Consider the following 26,614-nt stretch of genomic DNA (forward strand, 5'->3'; position numbering starts at 1 on the left):
GAGAAGTACACTAATGGACAAAAAAAATCAAGAATATAATACAGTAGATACTTTGGATGAACCCATAGCTATTGTGGGGATGAACTGTCAGTTTCCTGGGGTTGACGCAGATATTGAAGATGTTAATGCCTTTTATGAGATGTTACTAAAAGAACAAACTCCAATTAAAAAAGTGCCTGAGAACCGCTGGGACATTAATCAATATTACGATGCTGATCGTCAGAAAGAAGATAAAATAGTGAGTCGTGTGGGTGGTTTTTTAGAAAATCCACAAGTGTTTGATGCCACTTTTTTTAAAATACTGCCTGTAGAAGCGAAACAAATTGATCCGCAGCACCGCCTGTTTTTAGAGGTTTCAATTAGGGCGCTAAACCACGCCAATATAACTCTTGAATCGTTAAAAAATTCAAATACGGGAGTGTTCTGTGGTATTTCTACCCACGACTACAGCCAACTAAATTATAAAGACAATATAAAATTTAACGCCTATACCTATATTGGTTCTGCTGATAGTGCTGCGGCAGGAAGACTTTCTTATTTTCTAAATTTAAAGGGGCCATGCATTACGGTGGATACCGCTTGCTCGTCCTCGTTGTCAGCACTATATCTTGCAACAACGGCATTAAGAAATCAGCAATGTGATATGGCCATTCTGGGTGGAGTTCATCTTAGTCTTTGTCCTGAAATCTTTATCGGAGTAACTAAGGCAAATATGCTATCCGCCCTTGGTCAATGCAGTAGTTTTGATGCTAAAGCCGATGGTTATGCTCGTAGTGAGGGTTGTGGCGTAGTTGTAGTTAAACGGTTAAGTGATGCGCTTAAAGATAATAATAGGATCCATGCGGTGATCAAAAGTATTGTCATGAATCAGGATGGTGGTGGGATGGGCATGGCTGCTCCTAATTTAGAGGCTCAAATTGAGCTGCATCAATCCGTGTTAGAGCAGGCTCATTTGGCAGCAGGTGACATTGATTATATTGAAACCCATGGAACAGGAACTGTTGTGGGTGACTCTATTGAGTTTAATGCAATTCGACACATACACCAAGGCCATCATTCTAAAGTCAAGCCGCTCATTATCGGTGCGGTAAAGAATAATCTGGGACATACCATTTCATCATCGGGTATGGCCTCACTTATTAAAGTGGTAGAAGTTTTTAAGAATGAAATCATACCCGCTAATCTACATTACTCAACGCCGAACAGCTCAATTGCTCCTGACAGCATCCCCGCATTGATACCTGTTAAAGCGACCCCCTTTACGAAACAAAAAAATAAAAAAAGGCATGCACAAGTATCCAATTTTGGTTTTACTGGTACTAATGTGAGCGCTATCATTGAAGAGCCACCTAGTATTGTAGTTCACGAATCCAGTGCCGAGAACGGTGAGCCATTATGCTTTGTCATTTCAGCAAACAGTGAATACTCATTGCAGCAAATGCTGATCAACCAACAAGACTACCTCAAGAAAACGTCGGTGAGCTTGCGTGATGTGTGCTATACGCTGCTAGATTGTCGAGATCATTACAAGTTTCGTTGTGCAATCATTGCAAAAGATAAAAAAGAATTAATTAATAAACTTGAGTCTAAAAATTACACGGTCAAAAAAGTAAGCATAGAAAAAGACATTATAAAAATCGGATCTGATGCAAAGCAGATTTATGAGTATTATCTGTCAGGAGTCAATCTAAGGTCAGATAAAAATAAGGTACAGTACAACCAAACTGACTTGCCACTGTATGTTTTTGATAGAAAATCTTATTGGCATGATAAAGAAAAATCAGACGAGACTCAGCTGCCTGAAGATTGGTGTTTCAACTTAGAATTGCTGTATCAGCCAATTGATATAAGTAATGAAAAAAAAACAGGTGGTCAGTGGCTTTTAATTGGTGCTAGGCAATTAGCTCCGGGGTTGATACAACAAGGATTACATATTGTTCAGGAAGAGGATAACTATTCCCTCAATGACCTGGATGGAATTATTTTTGCTGAGAGTCTTGATTCACCAGTGCCTAAAAATATCGATGCCCGCATTGCTTTACAAAAGAAAACTCTAAAAAAACTACTGGCTTTAGTAAGAGAATTAAATCCAAAGGCAATTAAGCTACGGCTACTAGTTCTGGCAGCACATGATACCCCTGAGCATCAACTGGATAGCAGCCCTCTTTATGGATTTTGCAAAACTTTGGTTTTAGAACTACCTCAATGCAAAACAATCCTCATCGATTTGGATAAAACCGAGGACAATTCCGTCATCCAGATAATGCAAGAAATAAATTACAATCACGGTAAACATTATGATCATGTAATTTCATATCGTAAAGGCGAACGATTGGTCTTTCGGCTAAAAAAAGCCATGCTACAGGGCAAAAAAAAATCATTGAACCCAGAGGGACGTTATCTCATCACCGGTGGTTGTGGCGGGCTGGGTTTAGTAACCGCAGAGGCGTTATTAGCTGCAGGGGCAACAGAGTTAATTCTGCTCTCAAGGACTATCGACACGCCCTCAATAAAAACAAACCTTAAAAAAATGCAATCTCTTTATCCTGACCGGGTTATTCGTTCCGTTAGTTTGGATATTACCGATAAGGAAAATTTGCACCAATTTTTATCAGAGTGTAATGCTGATGGTTTGTTAAAAGGAATCGTTCATGCCGCAGGAGCCTCCACTATTGCGCCCCTGCTTGAGCATCAAAATAAAGACATTGATTATTTATTTTCTGCCAAAGTACAAGGCGGTTGGTATTTACATGAACTTAGCCAGAACTTTGCTCTCGATTTTTTTGTCGTTTATTCCTCAATTTCCTCAGTATTTGGAAGCAATAAAGAATCAGTCTATAGTGCCACTAACAGTTTTTTGGATGCCCTGGTTACAGAGCGGCAACGTTTAGGACTCGTAGGTACTGCCATCCAATGGGGGCCATGGGCTGAAGTGGGTATGGCTAAAAAGCGATCGCGCGATCAGGGTATAAAACAGGCTTTGATTCATAATGAACAAGGACAGGAATTCATTCAAAGATTAATCAATGGCCACTCAACCCATACCACCATTATAGCGCCGGACTATCTCAAATTTATGCTGGACTTTGTTCCCAAGCCGCTGCCTGCATTTTATAAATGTCTGGCTGATGAGCTGAATTTAGTACAGAAATCGTCACACTCTGACCTGTCACCATGGCTGAGTGAGTATATTAGGACCGACGATGATAAAAAACTTGTAGCCTGTAAAGGCATGTTATCTGCAACCTGTAAAGAAATTCTGGGTATAGCAAAAGTCGATGAGTTAGATGAGTTCGAAGGTTTTTTTGAAATTGGCCTCGACTCATTAATGATGACGGAGCTGGCCACTCGCTTAAAAGAACAACTGACACCCGTTTTTAATGTGGTAGCGACTATTGCCTTTGATTATCCCTCCATTAACAAACTCTCAACGTATATTGAATCTGAACTTAAAAGCCATTTAAGTGAAATCCGAATGTTGCCATCATCAGCTGAGTCAGCTGATGACTCGATTGCTATTATAGGCATGAGCTGCTCGCTACCGAATGCACCTGATATTACTGCCTATCAGATATTGCTGGAGAATGGACTAAGTGGTATTAGGGATATTCCAATAGAACGGTGGGACAATAGCAGGTTTTATGATCCTGATCCGGATGCACCTGGAAAATCCTATGTTAATAAACTTGGTTTACTGGATGAGATTAAATATTTCGATCCCTTTTTTTTTGGAATTAGCCCCCGTGAAGCACCACTTATGGATCCTCAACAACGTCTTTTTTTAGAAAATTGTTACAAAGCTTTGGAACATGCAAACTATCCTCCCAGCTTTTTGCGTGGAAGCTTAACCGGTGTTTATGCTGGGGTAGGATCTTCTCATGAATACTATTCACAACTCGAAAAAGCAGGTTTATCTAACGATGAACTAGGTATGTTTGCGGTCACTGGTAAAGCTTTGAACATTATACCGGGGCGCGTTGCCTTTACCTTTGATTTCAAAGGTCCTGCATTAAGCGTTGATACTGCGTGCTCCTCGTCATTAGTAGCGATTCACTACGCCTGTCAAAGTTTAAAAAATCGAGAAATTGATTTTGCACTAGCTGGGGGGGTGAATGTCTTATTACGCCCGGAGAGCATTGTTAATTTATGCAAGGCAAAAGCTTTATCACCAGAGAGTCAATGTAAGACCTTTGATGAAAGTGCTGACGGCTATGTGAGAGCCGAAGGTTGTGGTGTGTTATTCCTAAAAAGGATCGCTGATGCTTTACGTGATAACGACACTATATTAGCGGTTATAAAAGGTTCTGCAGTTAATAATGATGGGAAGTCCGCAGGTTTAACGGTTCCAAATGGTAAAAGCCAGGAAGATGTGATGATGGCGGCTTTAGGTCAAACTAAGCTGGCAAGTAGTGATATTGGTTATGTTGAGGCGCACGGGACGGGTACCCCTTTAGGAGATCCTATTGAGATTCATTCTATAAATAAAGTCTATGGAAATGAGCGTGGTCAGGAAAACCGATTATATGTTGGTGCTGTTAAGACAAATATAGGCCATCTTGAAAGTGCTTCTGGTGTGGCAAGCATGATTAAAGTAATCATGAGTCTGCAAAATAAGAGAATTTATAAAAATTTAAATTTTAAGCAATTAAATCCTAAAATTAAGCTCGATGATACACAACTCGCTTTACATAATAGGGATTGGAATACCAATACAAAACTTAAATCTGCGGGTGTCAATGCTTTTGGTTTTAGTGGTACGAATGCTCATGTCATTCTTCAGGAATTTCCCCAAAAGACAATGCAAAGGCAAACCCCGCCTTCCAGGTGGAATGTATTGCTTATCTCAGCCAAGACTTTAAAGTCTTTGGATGAGTTAATAAAACGCTATCAACAGTTTTTAGAAACAACCCTATTTCATTTTAATGACTTGTGCTTCACTGCCGCTGCATGCCGAGATCATTACACTTATCGATTAGTAGTTGCAGCTAAAAATGCTCGCGAGGCCAGCCTCCTGTTAGAAAAGGGGGAGTTTGCATCATCACACGGAACAAAAAATTTTCTGGATTTGCAGTACGACAAAGAACTCAATTTCTTGGTTTCAGATTATTTACAGGGTAAAAATGTTGATTGGAGAGCCTATTATAAAGCGAATAATGATCCGCTAATTAAAGTGGATTTACCTGGCTATATCTTTGATCGGAGTATGTTTTGGCTGGAAAAAAAGGACATCAATATTGTACCCATTAACCCCATACATCCTCTTCTGGGCAGGATGCTTTCAATGCCAGGCAATGAATATGTGTTTAATCATCAACTGAATTTCAACAAAATAAATTATATTAATCAGTATCGTATTTTTGATAAAGAGATCGTTCCAACAGCCGTTTTTATAGAGTCAGGTTTAGCTGCTGCCCGAGCTGTACTGAAGGGGCAGTCTTTTTCCATTGAGCAATTCATTATTGAACGACCATTATATCCTACGCAAGGCATGGATTTTCAAGTACAGGTAAAACCAAAAGATACCCAAAGGTACATGATAAGTATTTACGCCAAACAAAATGATAATTGGCAAAAATATTCTGATATGGAAATGCAATCAACATCATCTGCGCCTGCCTCTGTTGATATTAATGTACTGAAATCATCTTTGACTAATCCTGTCGATCTTGCTCAATTCTATGAAGAACTAAAAAAGGGACCTATATCTTTTGGAGCCGAGCTTGCGGTTCTTCTAGAGGCGTATGCTTCATCCCACAGTGTATTGTCTAAAGTCGTGTTAGCTAAAACAAATAGTGAGCAAGGTTATACCTATCATCCATCACTACTAGAAAGCGCAATTCAAAGCCTGTTCCTGATCAACAAAGATCTTAAGTCTGATATCACGTATGTGCCTTATTCATTCTCGCGAATGACAGTATATCAAAATGCCCCAAGAACAGTCTGGATTCATTCAATAACCCGTGAGCCTAAAAATAGGAATGAGTGGTGCGCTGATGTACATTTTTATGATAATTCAGGTTTACTCATTGCTGACCTTGAGGAGCTCCAACTTCGCCAAGTCACTAAAAATCATTTTTTTTCTTATGAATCTGTTCTGGAGCATTTATATGATATTCAGTGGCGTGCTCTGAATGGAAACTTACAAAACCCAAAAAATAGACCAAGCCTCTGTGTTATTTCTAAAGATGAAGCTAAAACTCAAAAGCTGTTCGGTAATTTAAATTATCAGTTCATCGATGATGTAAATAAATTGGATCGTGTTGAAGATAAAAACATAGTTTTTCTTTATGAACAGGAGCAATTCAATGATTTATTTCATTGTTGTCAAAAAATGTTTCAATCACCGCCTGCCAGCTTTATATTAGTTACAGAAAATGCTTATGTCATTGATGACCGGGTCGATAAGGTGAATCCCTACCACACAATGGCCAGTGCTTTTTGGAAAAGCTTTAGAAATGAGCTTGATTTCGGTAAAAATTATACAATTGATCTTAGCGCCAACAGTACTCCGGCAGCCACGTTAGACTATGCATTTAATCCAGAAAATGAGGAAACCCAATTTGCAGTAAGAGATAAAATCTATCTACCCAGACTTGAGAAAAAAAAGCTGCCTGTAAATCCTGCCCCACAAGAAGCATTATTCGACAGGGAGGCAAGTTACCTCATTACTGGGGGTACTGGTGGTTTGGCAAAACCATTAATTGAGTACCTTATTCACCGAGGCGTAAAACATATTATTATTACCAGTCGTTCTGAGTGTCCATTAGATACACAGGATTTAATTGACAAAGCAAGAAAAAAACACGTTGATATTAAACATTATGTGGCTGATGCCAGTAACTTTCAGAAAATGGAGGATTTAGTTAAAACGATTGAGCAAGGCTTTAATCCATTAAAAGGAGTATTTCATCTTGCTGGTGTTATCCGCGATGAATTAATTATCAATCTCAGTGACGAGGCCATTCAAGAAGTATTAACCGCAAAAATAGATGGAGCTCTGACCCTGCATGAATTGACTCAAAATCTTCAATTGGATCACTTTGTCCTGTTCTCATCTTCTGCTTCAATCCTTGGTCCCAGAGGCCAATCTAACTATGTTGCTGCTAATGGATTTTTAGATGGCCTTGCACACCTACGCCAACAAAAGGGCTTGCCGGCACTATCGATTAACTGGGGCGCTTTTCACTCTCTTGGTATGGCGGCCAAGAATATAAACTCAATACAAAGGCGTGGGTTGATACCCATGGATAAAAAAAGCATCGATGTACTGGATGTGTTATTGCCCAGTCAAATGCCGCAAATTTTAATATGCCCTATTCATTGGGATGTTTATTGCAAAAACACACCAAAGCAAATAACGTTTTCCGAGCAGACTAAGGATACACTCTCACCAGACTATCACTTTTTAGCATTTCTTCGCCAAAAAACTGGGAAAGAGCGAGTCGCTATTTTATCCCGAGTACTAAGTGATATTGCTGCTGATGTTTTGAGGTTAGATAACATAGACCAAGTTGGAACCAAAAAAGATTTGTTTGCAATGGGGATGGACTCTCTAATGTCATTGGAACTTAGAAATCGAATACATGATAAATTACAATGCCCAACGCTTAGCTTACCGATAGAGTATTTTATTAACGAGCCAAGAATTGACAAAATTGCCAGAAATGTTGCAAATGAATTACAAATTTTTTTTGAACATGAACCAGATTATTCCTCGTCCCAAGCTTTTGTTGCAGAAGAAATCCCTCTTTGCGATACTCAGTATATATTCTGGATGATAAAAAAAATAGCCTCCAGTTTTAATTGTGCCATGCAATTACAACTACACGGTAAACTGAATAAAGAGCTCTTATCTGAAGCCATAGAATTTGCAATTAATCAAAATAGCGTTTTTTGGCTAAACATAAGCGAAAGTGCACCTGTCCAAATGCTAAAAAAACAGGGGAGATTCCGATTAATCTATGAAGATATTTCTTTAAATTATAATCGCGATATCCTGAATGAAGTTTTTTATGACAATGTAATGCAGATCATTCCCTTTACTATCCAACCCCTGATTAGAATGTATCTTTATAAATTAAATAATGAGCTTCATGAATTACACATTATGATCCCTCATATTATACTTGATGATTCTTCGTACCGAATTTTATTCGATCAATTCAAACAAAACTATGAAACCTTGATTCTTGGGAAGAAACTTGTATCTGTGCCTGAAAAATATACTTATCTGGATTATGTTAAACATAATAATGCGCTTTATGAAAAAAATCTCAAAATGAAAGTTGATTTTTGGAATGGATACAACAAAGATTTTCAAAGATTAAGTTTTGGCTCGGTCTATCATTTGCCTGATGCTTCCAACCAGCCCCAAAATTTATTTCATTATCCTATGGAGGTTCAGTTAATCGAGCGATTTAAAGAATGGCATCATGCAAAAAATATAAACTTGAGTACTGGGGTCATTGCGGTATGCCAAATTGTTTTTTACAAGATCAGTCTCCAAAAGAAAATACCCATTACGATTCTCCACACCGGCAGGGAAGGCAGCCGTTACAAATCAGTAGTAGGTTTGTTCACCGAATACAAAAGGATAAATATCGCTTTAAACGAGGGCTTCACCTTTATTGACTTTCTCAAGTCTATTGAGGAAGAGCTGACTAAAACAGCTCCTTACCAGAAATGTTCCCAACTCATTAAAAATGCAGGACTAAAAGACTCCAGATTAACACTTGGCCAGTATTTAACCTATCTCTTTAATAAATTGGTTCTATCGAGCCGGTTTAAAAAAAGTAAGATCAATCCAATTACCACAGACTACTATCTCAGACACTTGGCCCTGCTGCTATGGCGTAAAACAAAGATAAATATAAAGTACAGGCTGAATCAATTATTTCGATTAAATCTATTGATATCAAAACCAGACCGGTTGAGAGTGCTCATTAATATTACGGCCAGTTTTTTTATCAAAGAACCGCGAGATCTTAAATTTGCAGGTCTTGATACCACAATTCCGAATCACTATGGTAGCGTGGATCGCCCTATAGGAAATCAGACATTATGGTTGTACTTTACAAAAGATCAGTTCAATGAATATCGACTTTCAATAAATGGACCTTTAACAGTAGTCTGTAAAGATTTGATAGCCCAGGAATTAAAGCATGTTATGACCAAGGTGCTTGAGAATAACGAATTCAAGATCTCTGACTTACTCAGGTATTAGGGGTGTGACCATGCATTAATGTAAGAATAGTTCTGAGCGCCCTTATTTCTGACCTGATGCCTCAATGAAAGGTGTTGCCGAAGGACAAAAAAAGTACTGAGTCGTTGCCTCAGAATAGGTGTTGCTTTTGAAAGATTTTATTCCAGTTAAAAAATATTTGTTATTGAGCCTGGTGGGTATGTGGGCGAGAAGCCTGTGAGAGTGAACAACAGCTGTGGGTAACGTATTTTCGTTATCCATAGCTTTGTTCATACGTCCCGTAGGGCACAGGCTGATCCGAAGGACTCGTCCATCATTTCCACAGGCTTTATTTTTACTTTCTTCCAAGTTTTTCATTAAATGGCCTTTCTCTGTTTTGTATTTTGAACATTCACTAGCTTAAATAGTAATTTTAGCTTCTTTTGGATGGTTTTTTGTAAATCGAATGGGTCAAGTGTAATAAATTTATCCTGCAGCGTTTTTTTCTGCTCTAAAGTAAGGTCGCTTGATGTCATTAATCGTTGATAGGGAGTTTGCGCTTTGTCGTATTTTTTCTTAATGTTTGATTCAATACGTACTTTATCAACGAGTTTAATACAAGGTGTCATGGGTCACGATTACTAGCCCACCCTCTGGCCACTCAAAGTAGCCCACTTAGGGTAAATTTTTTTAACTCACTTGTCATCTACTAAATTAAATTTCGGTATAAATTTTTTCCTGTATGACTCCCCATCAAGAACAATTCGATAAGCTTTATTTACGATACGATCTAATGCTGCGTTTGCCATAACCGGATCATAAAATAGCTCCATCCATCCTTCTATTTTACGGTTAGTAGTTATAATTAGCATAGAGTTTACATGGATTGATATGGGTCCGCATGTCTGGAACAAAATTAAGGAAAAATAAGAGCTATTCATCCATCATTTATAGTTAAAAATTCACTCAAATTAACCTATTTAAACCTACTCAATACCGTATGAATAGTGATTGCTACTACGAATTGTCTTAGGTCATTTTACCACAACTCTATCAGAATGACTTATCCACAAGTCCACAGGTCAGGAGAGCTTCACTTTCTCGTATAGGCCTGTGGGCCTTGTGGGTAAGTCATGACGCTCTCATTTAGGGTTTATGGTCTTTTCCGGCCATAATACACCTCTGCGGGCGTTAAATAATTAAAGGACTGGTGAAGCCTTCGGTTATTATAATACTCAAAATACTCCGTTAAGGCCAGCTCAACCTCTTCAATTGTATCAAAATCATACCGGTAGATTTTTTCTTGCTTAACACTACGCCACAATCGCTCGATAAATATATTATCTAAATAACGTCCTCGCCCATCCATGCTGATAGAAATGTGGTGAGATTTTAGCGTATTTATCCAATCTTTTGAGGTAAATTGAGAACCCTGATCCGTGTTAAAGATCTCACAACGCGAATGCAGCAAAGCGTTTCTAAGCGCCTCAATACAAAATTCAGCCTCCATAGTAGGTGAAATAGCCCATCCAATCACATAACGACTATACCAGTCCATAATAGCTACTAAATACACATGCTTTCCTTTCATGCGGATGTAGGTGATATCTGCGGCCCAAACCTGATTTGGTTTGGTGATATCCACCTCTTTTAATAAATAAGGGAACACCTCATGCTCCTTATTGGGAACGCTTGTATTTGGCTTTGGGTAAACAGTCGATAACCCCATCATTTCCATCAACTTTTTTACTCGACGTTTACCAACAGGATAGCCTACTTCTTTTGACAGCCATCTTGCCCGCTTAATTTTACCTTCACATGGATACTGCAGATAGTGCTCATCAAGTAGCGCCATAAGCGCTTCATCTTCGACAGAAATGGGCTTGGCACTATAATAATAACTTGAAACAGGCAAGTCTAATAGCAAGCATTGTTCACGAATGGTGAGCTCGGCAAGAGGATCAATCATGACGCGCTTTTCATCCAGACTAAAGTTCATGCTTTTTTTTTAGCCAAGATAGCTGCGCTTGAAGTCGACCAATTTCTTGATATAATGCCTCAACAAGCTGCTCTTGGGACTTGGCTTCTTTTTCATTAGCCCCAGAGAATAAATCGTTAATGGCTTTGATGGCCGATTGCTTCCAAGTTTTTACCTGCGTTGCGTGAACACCGTATTCACTGGTAATTTGCGCTTGTGTGAGTTTCCCCTCAATCGCAGCTAGCGTTATTTTTGCCTTCTTGGCCGCCGTATAATAAGCTCGCTTTTTAGACATTTTATTCTCCTCTTTGTATTAAGAAGAATAGCTCTTAAAAAACCTTTTTTTGTGTCCAGAAAACCGCGCCTATATTAGATAGCTGCTATTAAATCATACAGATCAGTGGACTGTTCTGGCGATAATGCTTTCAGCCCGAAGTCATCTAAAATAAGCACATCGTATCGTGAGTAACGTTTAAAAAGCGCAGTCCATGTTTCATCCGCTCTTGCTTGGTGGAACTGATTTAACAGTTCATTCGCTCTTATAAAGCAGACTTTTTTATGTCGTTGACATGCCATTAGACCCAGGGCTTGAGCCAGGTGAGTCTTTCCGGTGCCAACAGGTCCCATGATGATGACATGGTTTTTTTCTTTGATAAACTTCCCTGTCATCAGGGTGCGGATGGCTTGTGTGACTTGTGTTGAATATCGAGCCAGTTCAAAATTTTCAAAACACTGAGGCTCCTCAAATCGAGCTTGCCTTACACGCCCAGCAAGCAATTTTTGTTGACGAGCCTCATCCTCATCCTGAAACAACATTGAGAGCAACTCTTCATAAGAGAGGGACGCTGCGCGAGCCTGTTCTACTCTTGCTAGCAGTGTGTCTGGGATCCCTGTCAAACGTAGTTTTTTTGCAAGCTCTAACATATTGATATCACTCATAATGAGCCTCCATCGTTGAGCTGTAATCACTTGCTGCGCGAATATAGGCAAAGTTCTCATGATTGGCCGAGCGCTTAGTGGAGAATGTTCTCGTGTCTTTTTTATCCAGGCCTTCCGTGAGGATTTTTTTCAATGATTGATGAGTATAATTATCAAATAAAATCGCGCGTAAACATGCATTTTCAAGGCGCTCATTACCGTATTCCTCAACCAAGCGGATGATAGCCTGGGCTTTTCTTAAGCTCGTTCTAGAGCCTTCAGCCAGTACCTTTGTGACCATTTCCTCCGTTGCCTGACCAATTGCTTTGGCCGCTTCAATACAAACGCCAGCAGTATTTTCTAAGTAATACTTTGCAGAATTATGGTAGTCATTGGGATCCGTTTCCCACTGTCCACGCCCGTAGTTACGAATATGGGTCTTAATCAAAGCATGATTCACATAGGCCTGAACGGTCTTCAAGCCAACTCTAATTTTAACCTTTGTCCCGATATGTATCGTTGGCACAGAATAAAAATTACCAGCAACAACAAAATGATGGTCACGATGAACTTGAGCATCCATCCAAATGGGCATATCAAAAGCGCCTGCTGGCAGTGGGTTTAATAAATTAAATTCTTCATTTTTAAATACGTCAATTGGCTTTTCACCAGTGGTACTGCAGATGACGTGCGATACCTTATTAGCGCACCAATCACGTGCAAAGGCGTTCATCGAGGCCAAATCATCATAGGTTATCCCCGCGATAACCTGTTCTTTTACCAATTGAACACTACGCTCAACCTTCCCCTTGTGCTCGGGCGTTCGAGCCTTCGCCGGATCGGCTATAAAGTCATAAAAGCGAGATAACTCTGCATAGGTTTCATTGACCGTTGGATCATAAATATGTGCTTTAATAATTCCCGATTTCAAATTGTCTAAAAGAATGCAGTTGGGCACGCCTCCAAAAAAATGAAAGGCATTGATATGGCTTTGCGCCCATGATTGCTGATTTTGAGAATGTACAAACTCAACATATCGATACCGACTATGTGATAACGTCATAATAAAAGCGTATGTTTTTTTATTATTGATAAACCCAACAAACGCATAGTCAACTTGTGCTTCATGCCCAGGCTTTGTTAACAAATGTACCGTAGCCTTAGGCAACGAGGGGAAATGACGTTCAATATAACGACTAAGACTTCTTCGACTGCTAACAAGACCATTATCGCTTAAAATTCGGTGTATCTGCATATGGGTAATCCACTTCTCAGTGAGGAGTGATGCTATTTTTTCGTGATGCGCCTCAAGTTCTTTTTCTGATTTATTGGGTCTGTTGTTGGCTGTAGTATTAACGATTTTATTATGTATCTGCAAAGCGATAACTTCGAGCTCATCATTGGAAATATCCTCCTGATAACCCAAATCCTTGGCCATTGAAACGTACTTGCGTATGCTCATTCGTGAAACGCTTAGAGACTTTTCAATATTGCGTTGAGTCATCCCTTTTTTGTGCTGATATAGCACCTCTCTAATTTCTGCCATTGTTTTAATCCTCATCTCATAACAAATCCGTTAGTTATTGGTAATGACCAAACTAACACTGTTTATTTGCTACTCAAAGTGGGACTCAGAGATGGCCATGGAGTGGGCCATTAATCGTGGCCAAACCCGACCTTTAGTGGGCTAGTAATCGTGGCCCATGACACAAGGGTAGAAAAAATTAAAAAGATGAGATATTTCATTAGCATATAAATCATTCATCAGTTTGACTAACTTAGGATTATCAAAGCGATGATAACCAAAGACTTGCCGTACGTGAGTCCAGTTTTTTTGTTCAACATGTGCATTATCGTTACTATGATAAGGTCTTGAGCGTGTAAATTGAATCGACCGTAGTTTTTCTGGGCGCTCAGTAAAATAACGAACAAGATGCCAATTGAGAAACTCTGAGCCGTTATCACAATCAAAACCTTTTATTTCAAAAGGTAAATGGGCTTCTATATCTTGAATCCCTACCATGATGATCCCAGTCGCTCCTTTGTTCCAAGCTGCACGCATCTCTGTCCAACCGCTGAAAATATCCGTTAACGTAATTGACCAGACAAAATCACCCATCAGTGAAGTACCACAGTGTGCGACAGTATCTGCCTCCATAAAATCAACTTGTTTGGAGTCCCACTGATTTGTACTAATCGGAATTTTTTTCCTTAGAAGGCTCCCGGGTTTAGTTCCACTTAAACCTTTCCCATATCGAATTTTAATGGGTTTTAGTAAGCGATCAATAGTAGCAGCACTCATTGATAGTAGTTGAGTCGATACATCTTCCGGTAAGGTCTCATGATGCTTCTCATAATGTGGTAACCACAAAGGCAGTGCCCTGTTTAAGCGCTTACCACACATCTGATCTGTAGCAAGCCATATCTTTTTAAGCGGCTCCAATAAGACATCAGGATTATAAGTTTTCTTTTTACCTGGTTTTTTAGGTTTTTTATCTGAAATGGGCGCCTGTCTTAGTAACCGCGCTGCTGCTTTACGATGATAACCATGGGTTTCGCAAAACTCATCCAATAGACGTTTTTTCACCGCACGATTACCACGACGATAACGACAACGCTGTGTTTTTAAATATAAATCCATGCAAACTGCTCCCATTTTGATTCTCCCTTCGGCAACAGCAATAATGAGGCAACGATGCAATTTACATACTTAGTTAGTACTTCCTTCGGCAACAGGTAATTTGAGGCAATTCGCTGATTAATTTTAAATCATGTGGATCTTTTTATTTTCAATTAATTCAAGTATAATTCTTTTTTAATATCCCAAGTGAATAGAATTAAGGCGAAAATATGCAATCCAAATTCGAGGAATTCGAGGAATTTAATGAATTACCAGCACAGACTAAAATTGAAACCGCTCAAAATTTATCAAACCGTGATTTACTAAACTTAGCTCAGACATCAAGATCTCATTCGCTTTTGTTTAAGCCTGTGATTGATGTTCGTAAATTATTGCATCATGTGACACGCGGGGAACATGATGCGGTTAAAGCGATGTTAAAGAAGGACACGCGTTTAATTTTTAAAAGGGGCGTTGTTACGGATTGTTCTGGGCGAGCATTTGATAACATCAGTGGCTTTGAATATGCGCTGTGGGCCCTGGATAAACACATGTGGGCAATGATGCTTGAGTGCATAGACCAGGATGAAGAAGGCAGAAAGGTATTCGAACAATTGATTGTTCAATACGACAAAGTAAACAAAAACGGAGTCACTTATAAGCTTAATGGGAACACAATCACTGAACAGCATTTTGATTTCAAAAATAGCATCATTAAAGAACTACAAATGCAAATTGATTCTATAAATGCACATGGGACTAAGGATTGGGATGCCATTGAAAAGCAGTGGCGAGAAGGTGTTGGTGGTGCACAAAAGAAATTTCCTATACATGTTGTTGATGAGTACTGCTCAGATCAAACTTTTTCTCCTGTACCGAAATTTACCTCGCAGCCGGAATCATCAAAGCAGTTTTATAATTGGACTACTGGCAATGAAGAAAATTGGTTTGGTCTGGACTCTAAATTGGGTGGGGATTTTGCTATATATAAAGGCCTAGGGTGTGACTGGCGCTCGTGTGTGGGTGAGGTGCGTGCGGCCGTGTTGGTCTGTGCCGTGGATTTAGGTGCCATGGTGGCATTATGTGAAATAAGAACAAATGATTTTATCAATCTCAAATCGCGACTTGGGGAGTTGATGACTGTTGATAAGCAACCCCAAATTTATCAAATGTGATTGATTTGCTCCAGTGCTGCGGTATTGGATCCGGATTTATCTATATTTGCTTTCACTGGAAGCCCGCTAGAATCAATGGCTTTTTTGAAAAAATTCAATACAACAGGGCGATCGCTCTTCTCTGACAGCATGAAATCAACGGTGCTTCCTTCTTTATCTACAGCACGATAAAGATAAACCCACGTGCCATTCACTTTGATATACATTTCATCCATTCTCCGAGCCACGGGCTTCTTCCTTTTGCTAAATTTAAGCACCAATTGTGGCGCAAAATGAATAACCCTTTTTGATCGAATGCTCTAAGTCAGCCCCCTCTCTCTTCAATAGCCCGATAGCTTAATGGATGAGCAACTTTCCATCTGACTGCCATTAATATTAAATCTTTTGGAAAATGTCGTCCTTTAAAACTAATCATCGCATTGCCTTCTTTCAGGGCATGATAGCTTATGTCTGATATTTTCGACAGAGTCAAAATGATGACATTTAAAACTTATCATCGTTGACCCATGCCTACTTTTAAATCCAGATCTTAACCTAAACTATATTTTTTGCGACAGAACCTTTACTACGCTTTCTTGTTGGGATATTGTTTAAGCTTATCATAAGCCACTATGGTTGATAGGGAAAAATTTTATGCACTCCAGGATGAATTGGTTTATTAGATTTTGGCTTGTTTTTTTAAGTCTACTGCTTATTGCAGCTGCCACACTTCTGTTGATGCAAAATACCTGGTTTTCCTCTTTCTGGCTATGGCCGAATGCCCCATGGCTGAGTGATGTCTTCATGGCAAGCATTTTTTTTTCGACAGCCGCGGCCTATCTGGTAACAGCCGTCCATGCCAGACTCCGTCCTTTACAAGCGATCTCCATTAGCAGTCTAATTGGCTTTGGTGGCTGTAGCTTATATTTATTACTAGAAGCGACACGTGCCACACAAAATGCAAAAATTCTGCTGCATTGGGGTGAAATTGGGCTACTGTATACCATTGTAAATTTTTTGTTTTTAGCAGCAGCCTATAATTCAAAAATTGTGTCAAAGCATCGGTTCCCTGTTTCGTTAATATGGATTCTGGGATTAGTGGTAATTGTGAATTTATGGGTAAGTTTGCGTCTGATTTTTGGAATTGATGCGTTTGCCTGGAGATTAACGGAACCTATGGCAATAATTTATGGCTGGACATTACTAGGGGCTGGTATATTCGCATGGTACATGATCATTGAGCCTTATTGGGAAAATATTTGGCCTTTATTGGGAGCCTTTATTGCGTATGGCTTCACGCTGACAGGACCTTTAATTTATTTATTAATTAACCCTACCATCGTACCAGTAATTTATTCTCGGGTGGTGGCCTACCTGCTTTTAGTATTGTTTACTTTTTTAAGTGCCTTGGTTTATGCAGTCAGGGGTTTCTATAAACAGATGTGATAAGATTAACGGCAAATGGGGTTACTTGTATAGGACGGTAGACAAGGAAGGTAAAACGGTTGATTTCATGCTTTCAGCCCTGCTGTATTGAATTTTTTCAAAAAAGCCATTGTTTCTAGCGGGCTTCCAGAGAAAATAAATTTTGATAAATCCGTATCTAATGCCGAAGCACTGGAGCAAATCAATACCTTACTTTTTATCCATGGACTATGGTATTTATTGAGTCCACATGAATTTGCAGCTCTTTGATGATGGTATTTGCGAAATCAGAATGCTGTTCAGTGATTGTGTCCCCGTTAAGCTTCTAAGTGACTCCGTCTGTGTTCACTTTGTTGTATTGAGCAATCATATGTGATTTTAAATTGCTCAAAAAAAGGACGCTCAGCATTATTCTTACATTAATGCGAGGTCACACCCAATGGAGAATGAGTGGTTGAAAGTTATTCGACTATCGCCGGTTGCATGTCAGCACATTAATTTGATTGGAAGATATGAATTTTATAACAAGAAGGGATGCCTTAATTTATATGATGTTATAAAAAAATTAGTGACTAACAAAAAAATCGATTTATTGGCTACAGACTAGACTAGCAAAGGGTTGTATGGGTGTTCCGGGAAATTGCGTACCTTCCTGCAAAGAACTTCTATTAGTTTGTTGTAGATCGAGACCAGGCTTGTCAGATAAATAGGCAATTGCGATATCCCTGATTAATAAATCGTCTTGTCAGCGTTCGCAAAGCAATACAGGCTGAGTTAAATTGAAATCCGGTCTTGGAACGTACCTTGGTACGCTCCATACTCCCCCATGCGTCACTTTAAATACGAACAAATTGCAGGTGAGGGATTTTCTTTACTTATTTCTACCTTCTTTGTTGGAGCCATCCCAGAAAGCTCACCCATGAAAAAGCGTATTTTAAATTCATAATTATATTTTCTTTTTTTAGGTTCGGTAGTTTCCGGAGATGAATGCTCAATTTTTCGTTTCTGTGATGGTGAGGATTTAGACAGAGGTATCATGTTAGAATGATTTGGTTTTTGCTCAATTTTAGGTCGACAAGCCGCTTGCTTTTGGGTAGTCATCTCATACATGACTCTCTTCGCTTCGACAGTAGCCAGAGTCTCACGTAGCTCAGCTAATTTGGAAATAATATCGTTAGAAAAATCATTTTTTTCGGCTTTTGCATTGCGTTTAAATAATGGGGCATATTGTTTTTTATCTTCTTTAGCTTGATTAAATATTTTACGTTCTTCCTCTGTAGGATTTCTCTTTCTTTTGACTTTGTCCTGGCTATGCAGGATACGCTCGAGAAAGTCTAGTTGTTCCTCTAGAGGTAAAAACTCCCTGAACTGATCCAGATGAGTATTGAGCGTCTTCTTTTGTTGGCGAGCAGCGCCTGCAAATTTATATTCATCTTTTTTTATAAATGTTAGCGTTTCCTTTTCGATTAATTGATTGCTTATCCTATTAAGACTTCCTAAAATTTGAGATAAAATCAGCGCTTTTTCTGATTGCAATGAATCCTCATGGAATTCTATGCTAAATGAAGTCAGTGATTTTAGGATGTGTTCGCCACTTTGTTTCCATCTGATGTAATCATTAAATTGTTTGAGGGTTCCTCTTTCAAATTTTTCCAGGTAGGGAAGAAGATGCGGTAAAGCAGGATCGTCTTTCATAACTTCTTTAAGGAGGTCTACTCGCTTGATAAGGCGTTCGTGGCTCAACGCTTTCTTTTTATCTGCACCGAGCAGACGACACAGGAAATTATCACTCTCAAGTAACTTGTTGAAAAGCATGGGCATGTTAGTTTTCATGGCCAAAAGATCCCTTTGCTTTATAAATGAGGGCAGTCTATGCCCATCTTTACCTAATTTTTGAGCATCAACTTGCATCAGGATCAATTGATTTACAATTTTTTCACCAAATTCTCGAACGATTTTCCCTGTTCCAACCACACTATTGTCCCCGGAGTTGTTTAATTTTTGAATTAATTCACGGTAATCACGTTTAACCTGTTTTAAGGTATGGACATAATCAGTTTTTAGTTGATTCTTGGTACTTATCTGTTTGGTTATTTCTAAAGTATGTTTCATATGATATAGCCAGGTGAGTTATTTTTCAGTAGTTTATCGACATTAATCTTAAAGCATTCCAGGATATCGAAACACCACCATAATTGATTTCTGGCATTATGACAATGACCAAGATAATGGTAAAGAGCAATTGCATTAAATTTCTCCGAGTTGCCTGTAATGAGCCACAATGAAAATGGAATTGAACTACAGCGCAGCGTTGTATAAAGATAATGATTTCATCACCTGTCAATTTCCTCATCAATCACAATACACTCCGCAGCTTCTGGCTGTCCAATAGGGGGGCGAGGGGTCCGGAAATGAGTCTTGTTCGCAAGGTTGTTATTCCAGCCCGCATTTAGTGAGGAGCGGGCTAGTACTATAGATAGAAACTGATACCTTGATTAATGCAATTAGAGTTGAGGGTACAAATGACCACTCCCATAATTTATTAGAATATCAGGTTCATATTCCGGAGCTGATGGTATTGGATAATGTTCCAATCCTTCACTCCCAAAGAACGTATTGCTGCCACCATATGTACTGGTTACATTTTCTGCTTTACTCAATAGGTGACTCATCGCCTGTTGCTGATTTTTTAATTGTTGTTCAATTGTAACAATGGTTTTTTCAGATTCACTAATTTGAGTAGTGAGCTTGGGAATGGTTGTTACACTCAAATCATTAGCTTGTTCCAATTGCCTTTGAATGGTGGTTTCATTTTCACGGATGGTTTGAGTATTGCTAGCAATTTGCTCTTGGGCGGTGAGTTTTTTGAAATGGTAGACTAGTGCAACTGTCAGGGAAATAATGGTCAGCAGAGCAAACGCACCTGGAACTGCAAAAAATAGGGGGCTAATCACCAGGGTACTGATTAAACCTGCACTTAAAAGGCCACTTCCGGTTCCGAAAAGAGAAGCATAAAGAGCATTGGTTCGATGATTGCCAGATGAGCCACTAACCAGCGTCAGGCTGTCATTTTGTTCGTTAAGGTCTCTATTTTCTTTTGCAAGGCTGGGTTCTGAAGCGATATAGCGTCGTAATTGCGTGTTGCTATCAATCAGGTTTTCCTGCAGCTTGTATAAACTATTTTGTTCCTCACTTATTAATCGAAGAATGTTTTGTTCTTGCTCTCTCATCGCCATGAACTGATTCATCATGTTTACTATCATCTTCAATGCTTCGCATTCATTAAACGAGAGTTTAAGACGGTTTGTTTGCTGGAGTGCTTGGTCAAGTTGCGTTACATAGAGGAGATAACTCGTGTCCACCGCTGTATTCATCAAGTGGTTTCTCTTGTTTTCGAGTTCATGGTTTTGGGTGGCAATTTGTTGCTTTAGCACTTCAAGATTTCTGTGAGAAAGTTGTTGAAGGTTGGGATCATTGTGACTTCTGGCATGCTCCCTGCTTAAGCGTTCTTTGCTTCTAATCTGGCGTTGTAATTCTTTATTAGGCAGATCAACACTAAGTTGCTGGTTAATTTCGCTGTATCGTACTTCAGCGCTTTTTTTTTCGTTAAGCAATGTATCTAAAGTTCGCTTTTCTTTTGTGCTCTCAGTATCTTTAGAATCAACAAGATAGGTAAGTCGTTGACGCTCTGTAATCAATCTGTTTTCTTCGCTAAGCAGTCCATTCAAAATCAGCTGATCCTGGAGAGAATATCTAGATGAAAATACATGAGAAACAGGGTTAGTATCCTGTCAGAATCGCCGGGTAAGTGTCTGCCACTGAGTCCGGATTAATCCGAGCCGCGCGCGTCAGCAAGCGGAATTCTTTAAAAATATTCAAAATACCTATTGACACGGTTTTTCTGTAAAACTGATGTTTTTCCATATCAAACGTAAGTCATGCAATATGCATGCCCTAAGATCCCCAAGATCACAATGTAGCCCCTTTCACTAATAAAACATCTCCCTCCTGAGGTCAGATTTTTTCTTAGCCCTTAGTGGCGTTAAAACTCGAAAAATGCGTTCAAAAAAAGTCATGTTATGATTGCCGTATCAGCATTAGTAACGCAGTGGTAGATGATGAAACGCCAAGAAATCAAACAAGTTTTAGATGAGTTAACAAAAGATATCGATAGTCTTGCCGACAAAAAGGCCGTGACTATCATTAAGGTATTGGTTAATTTGGTCGAAATGCTTGCCGAAGAAAATGCTTTGCTCAGAGAGGAAAACCAAGTATTACGTGATGAGATAAACCGCCTTAAGGGTGAACAGGGCAAACCTAATATTCGCGGTCAATCCAAAGGTAGCAATGGCGATAATACAGGCAATTCCAATCATTCATCTGAAGGAGATCGCAATAAACGTGGTAAAGGGAACAATAAAAACACAGGCAAAGACAAAAAAAACGTACGTATTGATAGACGTGTTACGATTGCTCTGGACAAAGCAACGCTGCCAGATGACGCCAAGTTCAAGGGTTTTGAGATTCGAATCATCCAGGATCTAAAAATCATCACGGATAATGTTGAATTCAAGCTGGAAACGTATTACTCACCATCTTTGAAAAAAACCTTTATTGCGCCGATTCCTGGCGAATATAAGGGCAGTGAATTTGGTCCTGGGGTTAAAGCGCTGGTCATCACATTATACCGTGATGCAGGGATGACGGAGAGCGCCATTGAGCGCTTTTTAAAAACATGTGGTATTCAAATATCACATGGTAAAATTGCTTCCATGCTGACAGAAGGCAATGATATTTTTCATCAGGAAAAAGAAGATATTGTCGATGCCGGTAGCAACGCAGGCTTGTACCAGCAGATGGATGACACAGGCAGTCGTGTTAACGGCAAAAATCACTACACCCATGTTTTATGTAATGACTTTTTTACAGCATACTTCACTCGTCGTAAAAAAGATCGCTTGACCTTATTGGAGTTGCTGTGTCGAGACCAATTAAAGTTTATGTTTAATCAGGAGGCTTATGAGTTAATGGATGAGTTTGGTCTCGCAAAAAAATGGTTGGATCAAATTAAACCAATGCTGCATGCACAACCCCTCACACGTGAATCAATCGATAGTTTGATGGGAACACTTTTTCCAAATCCAAAAAAACACAGCACGAATCGACGCATAATTCTTGAGTCAGCAGCTCTTGCCTATTATCAGCACTCGAAATACTTCATCCATTATTTAATGACAGATGATGCGCCTCAGTTTAATAAATTGGCCCTACATCATGCGCTGTGCTGGATCCATGAAGGTCGTCATTATAAAAAACTCACTCCATTCTCAGATATGAATCAGAATATATTGGCTGTATTTCTTGAGCAATTATGGGATTTCTACCATGCATTATTGACTTACAAGACGGCTCCATCTCAATCAATGGCCCAACAACTATCAATGCAATTTGATACTTTGTTCGCAACCACGACAGGCTATGATGTTTTAGATCAACGCATTGCAAAGACACGTGCTAAAAAACAAGCGTTATTATTGGTGTTAGACCATCCATTTCTGCCATTGCACAACAATGCCTCTGAATTAGGGACACGGTTTCAAGCAAGGATACGCGACATCAATCTCCAAACGGTCTCCCAAAATGGCACCAAATCAAAGGATACGTTTGCCACGATTGTACAGACGGCCAGAAAACTGAAAGTTAACGTTTATCAGTATATTTACGATAGGGTGACTAAAAAATTTGAAATGCCATCATTGGCTGAATTAATCTTACTTAAAGTGCGGCAGGTTCCATGCACCACATAAGCATCTCGAGATAATTCCGCTTGCTGACGCGCGCGGCTCGGATTAGTCCGGGCTCAGTGGCAGACACTTACCCGGCGATTCTGACAGGATACCAGGGTTAAATTGGAAATCAGGATAATGGTGATGCACGTTCCCTGGTGGGTATGGGATGTATGTACCGCGGAAATGAACCATTTGACGTTCTCGTTGAACCCGCTCGACTTCCTGGCTTACCTGGTCCAATCTTGCCTTATACTCTCTTAGCTGACTTCGAAGTTGCTCACAAGTTATTTGCTGATGAAGACATTTAAGTTCAAGTTGATTCATCCTTCTTTCTAATACAGGCAGTTCAGTTTTAAAACGTGATTCCAACAAATGGTCATTATTTTTTTCTTGCTCATCACTTATTGCTTCCTGAGTATCACCGTTTCTTTGAGCCTCACAAGCTATTTGGGTGAGCGAATTGATCAACATTTGCTGATCAGCACTACCGTGCTCAAGGAGGAGGGCATTTATTTTACTAGTTACGATTGATAGAGGTTTTCTTTCCAGGAGATATTGACGCAGGTTATGGAAGTTTGATTCGCAAATGGCCGTATTAGTTTGATAAACAACTAAATCTTTAATAATGATTTCTGATAACGCCATGACTCGTGACTCCTCAGGTAATTAAATTATTATCTAACGTGTGTAACTATTACAGAACCAGTTTATTTTAGGAAATTGGATGGCAGAACAGCTGCATGTCAATCCTGTTATTAACTAATGGATGCACCTCCCTCGGGTAGAGATTTAAGAATTGCCGGCATTATCTCAGACGAATGTTAAGGAATTGTTAAGTGAATGTTGCATAATTGTAAATTAACCTGTTTTCGTGATTGAAGTAGTTTGGGATGAGAGCATGATATCGTGGATGTTGATACCACATCAGTTTTTTTTATTGAACATTAGGAGCTTAAACTATTTTGAATGATCTTAAGAAAAAAAGTGTATAATTTATTAACAAAGGGTTTTTATAAAGGGAAGAAATGATTCATAAACCATCAAAAATCTACAGAGATGCGATTTTATCTTTATATCAAGGCTCTACTCGAGCCATTCCGTTTAATATACTCGTGGCCTCCTTATTACTATTTGATCTTATTTACAATCAGGTGCCGCTGTTTTTACTTGGAATTTGGTTCTTAGCTATTGTCCTTATTAGTGTCTTGAGATGGTTTTTTTGTTTTCTATGTCTAAAGAAAAAATACTTTGAACGAAAAATGCATCAAGGGTTACATCTTTTTACCATCCTCACGTTATTAATGGGTACGGTATGGGGTTCCTGTTATTTAATTGCTTTGCCCCATTTAAGTGAACTACATGAGTTTATTATAATTCTCGTATTAGGTGGTATGTGTGCCGGTTCAATTGCCTCTTTATCTATTTATTTACCCGTTTATTATGCTTATATATTGCCTATGTTTATACCCGTCATTGTTTACAATTATTCTGTAATGAATTTTGACAGAGCCGTTTTAGCAACGATGTTCCTATTATTTGTGATTATGGTGATCGTTTCAGCATTGCTGAATAATAGATTGTTAAATACTACATTGAAATTATTCCAGGAAAAAGAGTCATTAATTTCTCAATTAAAAACCATGTCTCTCACGGACTCGTTAACCGGTTTATACAACAGGCGACATTTTGAAGCAGTATTAAATAGTGAGTTTTACAGAGCGAAACGAAATAACTATCCACTCAATCTGGTGCTCATTGATATCGATAATTTTAAAGTGATTAATGACAGTTTTGGCCATCCTCACGGAGACATTATATTGATTAATCTTGCTGATGTATTAATTAAATCGCTACAACGTGCCTCGGAGATTGTATTTCGTTTGGGAGGGGATGAGTTTGCCATTATTTTTATTAATAACTCAATTGAGAATTCTTTGTCTATTTGTAACGTGATTAAAAATAATTTTCGGAATAATTTATTGTCCTATGACAAAGCAATTTTTAATCAACCTGAGTTATTAAATAAAATTACCCTAAGTATGGGGCTTGTTCATCTTTCCTGGGAGGAAAATTTCGATTTGCAACAAGTCATCTCTCTTGTTGATAAAGCACTTTATCAGGCTAAAAACCATGGGAAAAATAAAATAGTAATAAAGGAAATTGGATAAAACTGGCCTAATTTTTTATTATTTCATCTAGTCATGTTGCTTCAAAAAATCTAGTTTAACAAAGCGCAACTCAATTGCGGATGGTGTTCAATAATGGTGTTATACAAATTCATATTAGCTTCAATAATATGATTTCCCATTTTGGAGTCTGGATTCGCGTCTGCTTTACTGTTCAAAGCAACAACCGTTGTTACATTATTACAAGGTTGCCATAAGTACATGACTCGGAATCCCAATGTACTTCCCTGATAGGTCCAAAACCTTAGTCCTGATTCGATATCATAATAATATCCTACCCCTAAACCAAAACCTGAAGTATCGTTTTCAGTAACTGTAGGAATAGGTAAACCAGTTTTTACCGATACCACTGACTCTAATTCAGCCAGCGTACTTTCTCTATAAATGGGATTAATAAGACTTCCATGATAAAGTAACTGTACCCATCGTAGAACATCTTCGGTATTCGCAACTATCGCTCCAGCAGCTCCTGCCCAGGATAAATCATTACTGAAGGTATCGACTATTTTATTATCATCCGTATCAAAATAATAACCATGTATCTTTCGATCTGAGATTGATTCGCGCACTGCATTCCCATCAGGTCCTGCAGGATAAAAGGTATGATTTAAGGAATGGCTTTGATTAATTATTCGTTTTTTTAACTGATTAGCAAATGTATCATGAGTTATTTTTTCAATGACTAGTCCAGCAAGAATATAATTGCTGTTAGAATAATCAAATCGGTTCTTCTGATTTATTTCTATTGGTTTTTCCGGATGGGCGTAAAGAAGTAATTCTTCATCGGTCCAGACATGACCTAAATCCCGTTCCAGGCTCTTCTCAAATTCTGGATTACCAGAATAATTAGGGATCCCGCTGGTCATATTCAATAACTGGCGCAAAGTGACTCCGCTCCAATTAGAGTATTGTGGCAACCACTTACCTAGTGAATCATTTAAAGACAATTTACCTTCGGTTTGTAATTGCAGTAATATCAATGAAGTAAAGGATTTGGTGATGCTGCCAATATCAAATACATGCTCAAAATTAATCACTTCAGAAAATGGAGGATAACCAACTCGACCAGTCATTACTGTTTTAATATTATCCAGATTAATCGGTCCATTATGAGGGAACAGTACCGAAGCAGAAATAGCGGTAAATTGCTCTTTTTTACTGTATTTTTTAAAATAATCATCAACTACAGTTTGAATAATATCTTTTTTCTCTGAGTCTATAAGATTCGCTTTAGCATTTACCGTTGAAAAAATCAGGTGTACAGCCAGAATCAAGTGTAGCGTAGGTCTCTTCATAATTAAGACATCCGATAAGTAAATTATTCTTCAAATTGGATTTATATTATCCTAAATCAGGTTAAAAG

The 26,614-nt window shown here is 38.8% G+C and carries 19 protein-coding genes and 1 pseudogene; 6 read left to right on the forward strand and 14 right to left on the reverse strand.

Annotated elements, in window-relative coordinates:
• Positions 1-13 precede the first annotated feature (13 nt).
• Positions 14-9,223 carry an SDR family NAD(P)-dependent oxidoreductase gene (locus HRS36_RS16100; protein ID WP_173238099.1) on the forward strand — a complete coding sequence of 3,070 codons (9,210 nt, stop codon included), beginning with the start codon at positions 14-16 and terminating at the stop codon, positions 9,221-9,223.
• A 42-nt stretch (positions 9,224-9,265) separates the two neighbouring features.
• On the opposite strand, the gene HRS36_RS16105 is transcribed toward HRS36_RS16100, so the two are convergent.
• The 8 genes from HRS36_RS16105 to HRS36_RS16140 form a co-directional block, all read right to left on the reverse strand.
• Positions 9,266-9,559 carry a hypothetical protein gene (locus tag HRS36_RS16105; RefSeq protein WP_173238101.1) on the reverse strand — a complete coding sequence of 98 codons (294 nt, stop codon included), beginning with the start codon at positions 9,557-9,559 and terminating at the stop codon, positions 9,266-9,268.
• Positions 9,559-9,810, reverse strand: coding sequence for a hypothetical protein (locus tag HRS36_RS16110; RefSeq protein ID WP_197933197.1), 252 nt, complete (start codon positions 9,808-9,810; stop codon positions 9,559-9,561). The genes HRS36_RS16105 and HRS36_RS16110 overlap by 1 nt, the downstream gene beginning before the upstream one ends.
• Positions 9,811-9,876: 66 nt before the next feature.
• Positions 9,877-10,053, reverse strand: a complete 177-nt coding sequence (locus HRS36_RS16115; protein WP_173238103.1) for an ATP-binding protein — start codon at positions 10,051-10,053, stop codon at positions 9,877-9,879.
• 281 nt (positions 10,054-10,334) lie between these two features.
• Positions 10,335-11,180 (reverse strand): IS3 family transposase, encoded by an 846-nt coding sequence (locus HRS36_RS16120; protein WP_173235473.1) that lies wholly within the window; start codon positions 11,178-11,180, stop codon positions 10,335-10,337.
• Positions 11,170-11,454, reverse strand: coding sequence for a transposase (locus HRS36_RS16125; protein WP_173235475.1), 285 nt, complete (start codon positions 11,452-11,454; stop codon positions 11,170-11,172). The genes HRS36_RS16120 and HRS36_RS16125 overlap by 11 nt, the downstream gene beginning before the upstream one ends.
• 74 nt (positions 11,455-11,528) lie before the next feature.
• On the reverse strand, positions 11,529-12,098 hold the full coding sequence (locus HRS36_RS16130; protein WP_173238105.1) for an ATP-binding protein: 570 nt from the start codon (positions 12,096-12,098) through the stop codon (positions 11,529-11,531).
• Complete coding sequence (gene istA, locus HRS36_RS16135) at positions 12,091-13,638, reverse strand: IS21 family transposase (RefSeq protein WP_173235442.1); 1,548 nt, start codon at positions 13,636-13,638, stop codon at positions 12,091-12,093. Before istA ends, HRS36_RS16130 begins: the two co-directional genes overlap by 8 nt.
• A gap of 126 nt (positions 13,639-13,764) precedes the next feature.
• Positions 13,765-14,733, reverse strand: a complete 969-nt coding sequence (locus HRS36_RS16140; RefSeq protein ID WP_226905507.1) for an integrase — start codon at positions 14,731-14,733, stop codon at positions 13,765-13,767.
• 194 nt (positions 14,734-14,927) lie between these two features.
• Here HRS36_RS16140 and HRS36_RS16150 point away from each other — a divergent pair, with 194 nt between their 5' ends.
• Positions 14,928-15,872: an F-box protein gene (locus HRS36_RS16150; RefSeq protein WP_173238109.1), complete on the forward strand. Its 945-nt coding sequence runs from the start codon at positions 14,928-14,930 to the stop codon at positions 15,870-15,872.
• On the opposite strand, the gene HRS36_RS16155 is transcribed toward HRS36_RS16150, so the two are convergent.
• Positions 15,863-16,099 (reverse strand): DDE-type integrase/transposase/recombinase, encoded by a 237-nt coding sequence (locus tag HRS36_RS16155; RefSeq protein ID WP_173238110.1) that lies wholly within the window; start codon positions 16,097-16,099, stop codon positions 15,863-15,865. The genes HRS36_RS16150 and HRS36_RS16155 overlap by 10 nt on opposite strands.
• A gap of 418 nt (positions 16,100-16,517) precedes the next feature.
• On the opposite strand from HRS36_RS16155, the gene HRS36_RS16160 reads away from it, so the two are divergent.
• Both HRS36_RS16160 and HRS36_RS19090 read left to right on the forward strand, forming a co-directional pair.
• On the forward strand, positions 16,518-17,297 hold the full coding sequence (locus HRS36_RS16160; protein WP_173238112.1) for a hypothetical protein: 780 nt from the start codon (positions 16,518-16,520) through the stop codon (positions 17,295-17,297).
• Positions 17,266-17,388: a DDE-type integrase/transposase/recombinase gene (locus HRS36_RS19090; protein WP_173238114.1), complete on the forward strand. Its 123-nt coding sequence runs from the start codon at positions 17,266-17,268 to the stop codon at positions 17,386-17,388. The genes HRS36_RS16160 and HRS36_RS19090 overlap by 32 nt, the downstream gene beginning before the upstream one ends.
• Positions 17,389-17,511: 123 nt before the next feature.
• Here the strand turns inward: HRS36_RS19090 and HRS36_RS18765 are convergent.
• The 3 genes and pseudogenes from HRS36_RS18765 to HRS36_RS16175 form a co-directional block, all read right to left on the reverse strand.
• Positions 17,512-17,646: pseudogene (locus tag HRS36_RS18765) on the reverse strand (F-box protein); the annotation flags it as partial.
• A 461-nt stretch (positions 17,647-18,107) separates the two neighbouring features.
• A complete protein-coding gene (locus tag HRS36_RS16170; RefSeq protein ID WP_173238116.1) occupies positions 18,108-19,388 on the reverse strand; it encodes an RNA-dependent RNA polymerase family protein in 1,281 nt (426 codons plus the stop codon).
• A 392-nt stretch (positions 19,389-19,780) separates the two neighbouring features.
• Complete coding sequence (locus tag HRS36_RS16175) at positions 19,781-20,974, reverse strand: hypothetical protein (protein ID WP_173238118.1); 1,194 nt, start codon at positions 20,972-20,974, stop codon at positions 19,781-19,783.
• A 417-nt stretch (positions 20,975-21,391) separates the two neighbouring features.
• Here HRS36_RS16175 and HRS36_RS16180 point away from each other — a divergent pair, with 417 nt between their 5' ends.
• Positions 21,392-23,083 (forward strand): IS66 family transposase, encoded by a 1,692-nt coding sequence (locus HRS36_RS16180; protein ID WP_173235423.1) that lies wholly within the window; start codon positions 21,392-21,394, stop codon positions 23,081-23,083.
• 42 nt (positions 23,084-23,125) lie between these two features.
• On the opposite strand, the gene HRS36_RS16185 is transcribed toward HRS36_RS16180, so the two are convergent.
• Complete coding sequence (locus HRS36_RS16185; protein WP_173238120.1) at positions 23,126-23,710, reverse strand: DUF874 domain-containing protein; 585 nt, start codon at positions 23,708-23,710, stop codon at positions 23,126-23,128.
• Positions 23,711-24,090: 380 nt separating this feature from the next.
• On the opposite strand from HRS36_RS16185, the gene HRS36_RS16190 reads away from it, so the two are divergent.
• A complete protein-coding gene (locus HRS36_RS16190; protein WP_173238122.1) occupies positions 24,091-25,233 on the forward strand; it encodes a GGDEF domain-containing protein in 1,143 nt (380 codons plus the stop codon).
• A 50-nt stretch (positions 25,234-25,283) separates the two neighbouring features.
• Here the strand turns inward: HRS36_RS16190 and HRS36_RS16195 are convergent, their stop codons facing one another.
• On the reverse strand, positions 25,284-26,546 hold the full coding sequence (locus HRS36_RS16195; protein ID WP_173238124.1) for a serine hydrolase domain-containing protein: 1,263 nt from the start codon (positions 26,544-26,546) through the stop codon (positions 25,284-25,286).
• Positions 26,547-26,614 lie beyond the last annotated feature (68 nt).

Origin of the sequence: Legionella antarctica (assembly GCF_011764505.1) — a bacterium.
Lineage (GTDB): Bacteria > Pseudomonadota > Gammaproteobacteria > Legionellales > Legionellaceae > Legionella > Legionella antarctica.

What these genes read in the sequence shown, in the direction of transcription:
- HRS36_RS16160 (WP_173238112.1), top strand. Translation starts at nt 16,518, where the DNA reads ATGAATTGGTTTATTAGATTTTGGCTTGTTTTTTTAAGTCTACTGCTT.
- HRS36_RS16125 (WP_173235475.1), bottom strand. Translation starts at nt 11,454, where the DNA reads ATGTCTAAAAAGCGAGCTTATTATACGGCGGCCAAGAAGGCAAAAATA.
- HRS36_RS16195 (WP_173238124.1), bottom strand. Translation starts at nt 26,546, where the DNA reads ATGAAGAGACCTACGCTACACTTGATTCTGGCTGTACACCTGATTTTT.
- HRS36_RS19090 (WP_173238114.1), top strand. Translation starts at nt 17,266, where the DNA reads ATGCAGTCAGGGGTTTCTATAAACAGATGTGATAAGATTAACGGCAAA.
- HRS36_RS16120 (WP_173235473.1), bottom strand. Translation starts at nt 11,180, where the DNA reads ATGAACTTTAGTCTGGATGAAAAGCGCGTCATGATTGATCCTCTTGCC.
- HRS36_RS16185 (WP_173238120.1), bottom strand. Translation starts at nt 23,710, where the DNA reads ATGGCGTTATCAGAAATCATTATTAAAGATTTAGTTGTTTATCAAACT.
- HRS36_RS16180 (WP_173235423.1), top strand. Translation starts at nt 21,392, where the DNA reads ATGATGAAACGCCAAGAAATCAAACAAGTTTTAGATGAGTTAACAAAA.
- HRS36_RS16190 (WP_173238122.1), top strand. Translation starts at nt 24,091, where the DNA reads ATGATTCATAAACCATCAAAAATCTACAGAGATGCGATTTTATCTTTA.
- HRS36_RS16105 (WP_173238101.1), bottom strand. Translation starts at nt 9,559, where the DNA reads ATGAAAAACTTGGAAGAAAGTAAAAATAAAGCCTGTGGAAATGATGGA.
- HRS36_RS16140 (WP_226905507.1), bottom strand. Translation starts at nt 14,733, where the DNA reads ATGGGAGCAGTTTGCATGGATTTATATTTAAAAACACAGCGTTGTCGT.
- HRS36_RS16130 (WP_173238105.1), bottom strand. Translation starts at nt 12,098, where the DNA reads ATGAGTGATATCAATATGTTAGAGCTTGCAAAAAAACTACGTTTGACA.
- HRS36_RS16170 (WP_173238116.1), bottom strand. Translation starts at nt 19,388, where the DNA reads ATGAAACATACTTTAGAAATAACCAAACAGATAAGTACCAAGAATCAA.
- istA (WP_173235442.1), bottom strand. Translation starts at nt 13,638, where the DNA reads ATGAGGATTAAAACAATGGCAGAAATTAGAGAGGTGCTATATCAGCAC.
- HRS36_RS16150 (WP_173238109.1), top strand. Translation starts at nt 14,928, where the DNA reads ATGCAATCCAAATTCGAGGAATTCGAGGAATTTAATGAATTACCAGCA.
- HRS36_RS16100 (WP_173238099.1), top strand. Translation starts at nt 14, where the DNA reads ATGGACAAAAAAAATCAAGAATATAATACAGTAGATACTTTGGATGAA.
- HRS36_RS16115 (WP_173238103.1), bottom strand. Translation starts at nt 10,053, where the DNA reads ATGCTAATTATAACTACTAACCGTAAAATAGAAGGATGGATGGAGCTA.
- HRS36_RS16110 (WP_197933197.1), bottom strand. Translation starts at nt 9,810, where the DNA reads ATGACACCTTGTATTAAACTCGTTGATAAAGTACGTATTGAATCAAAC.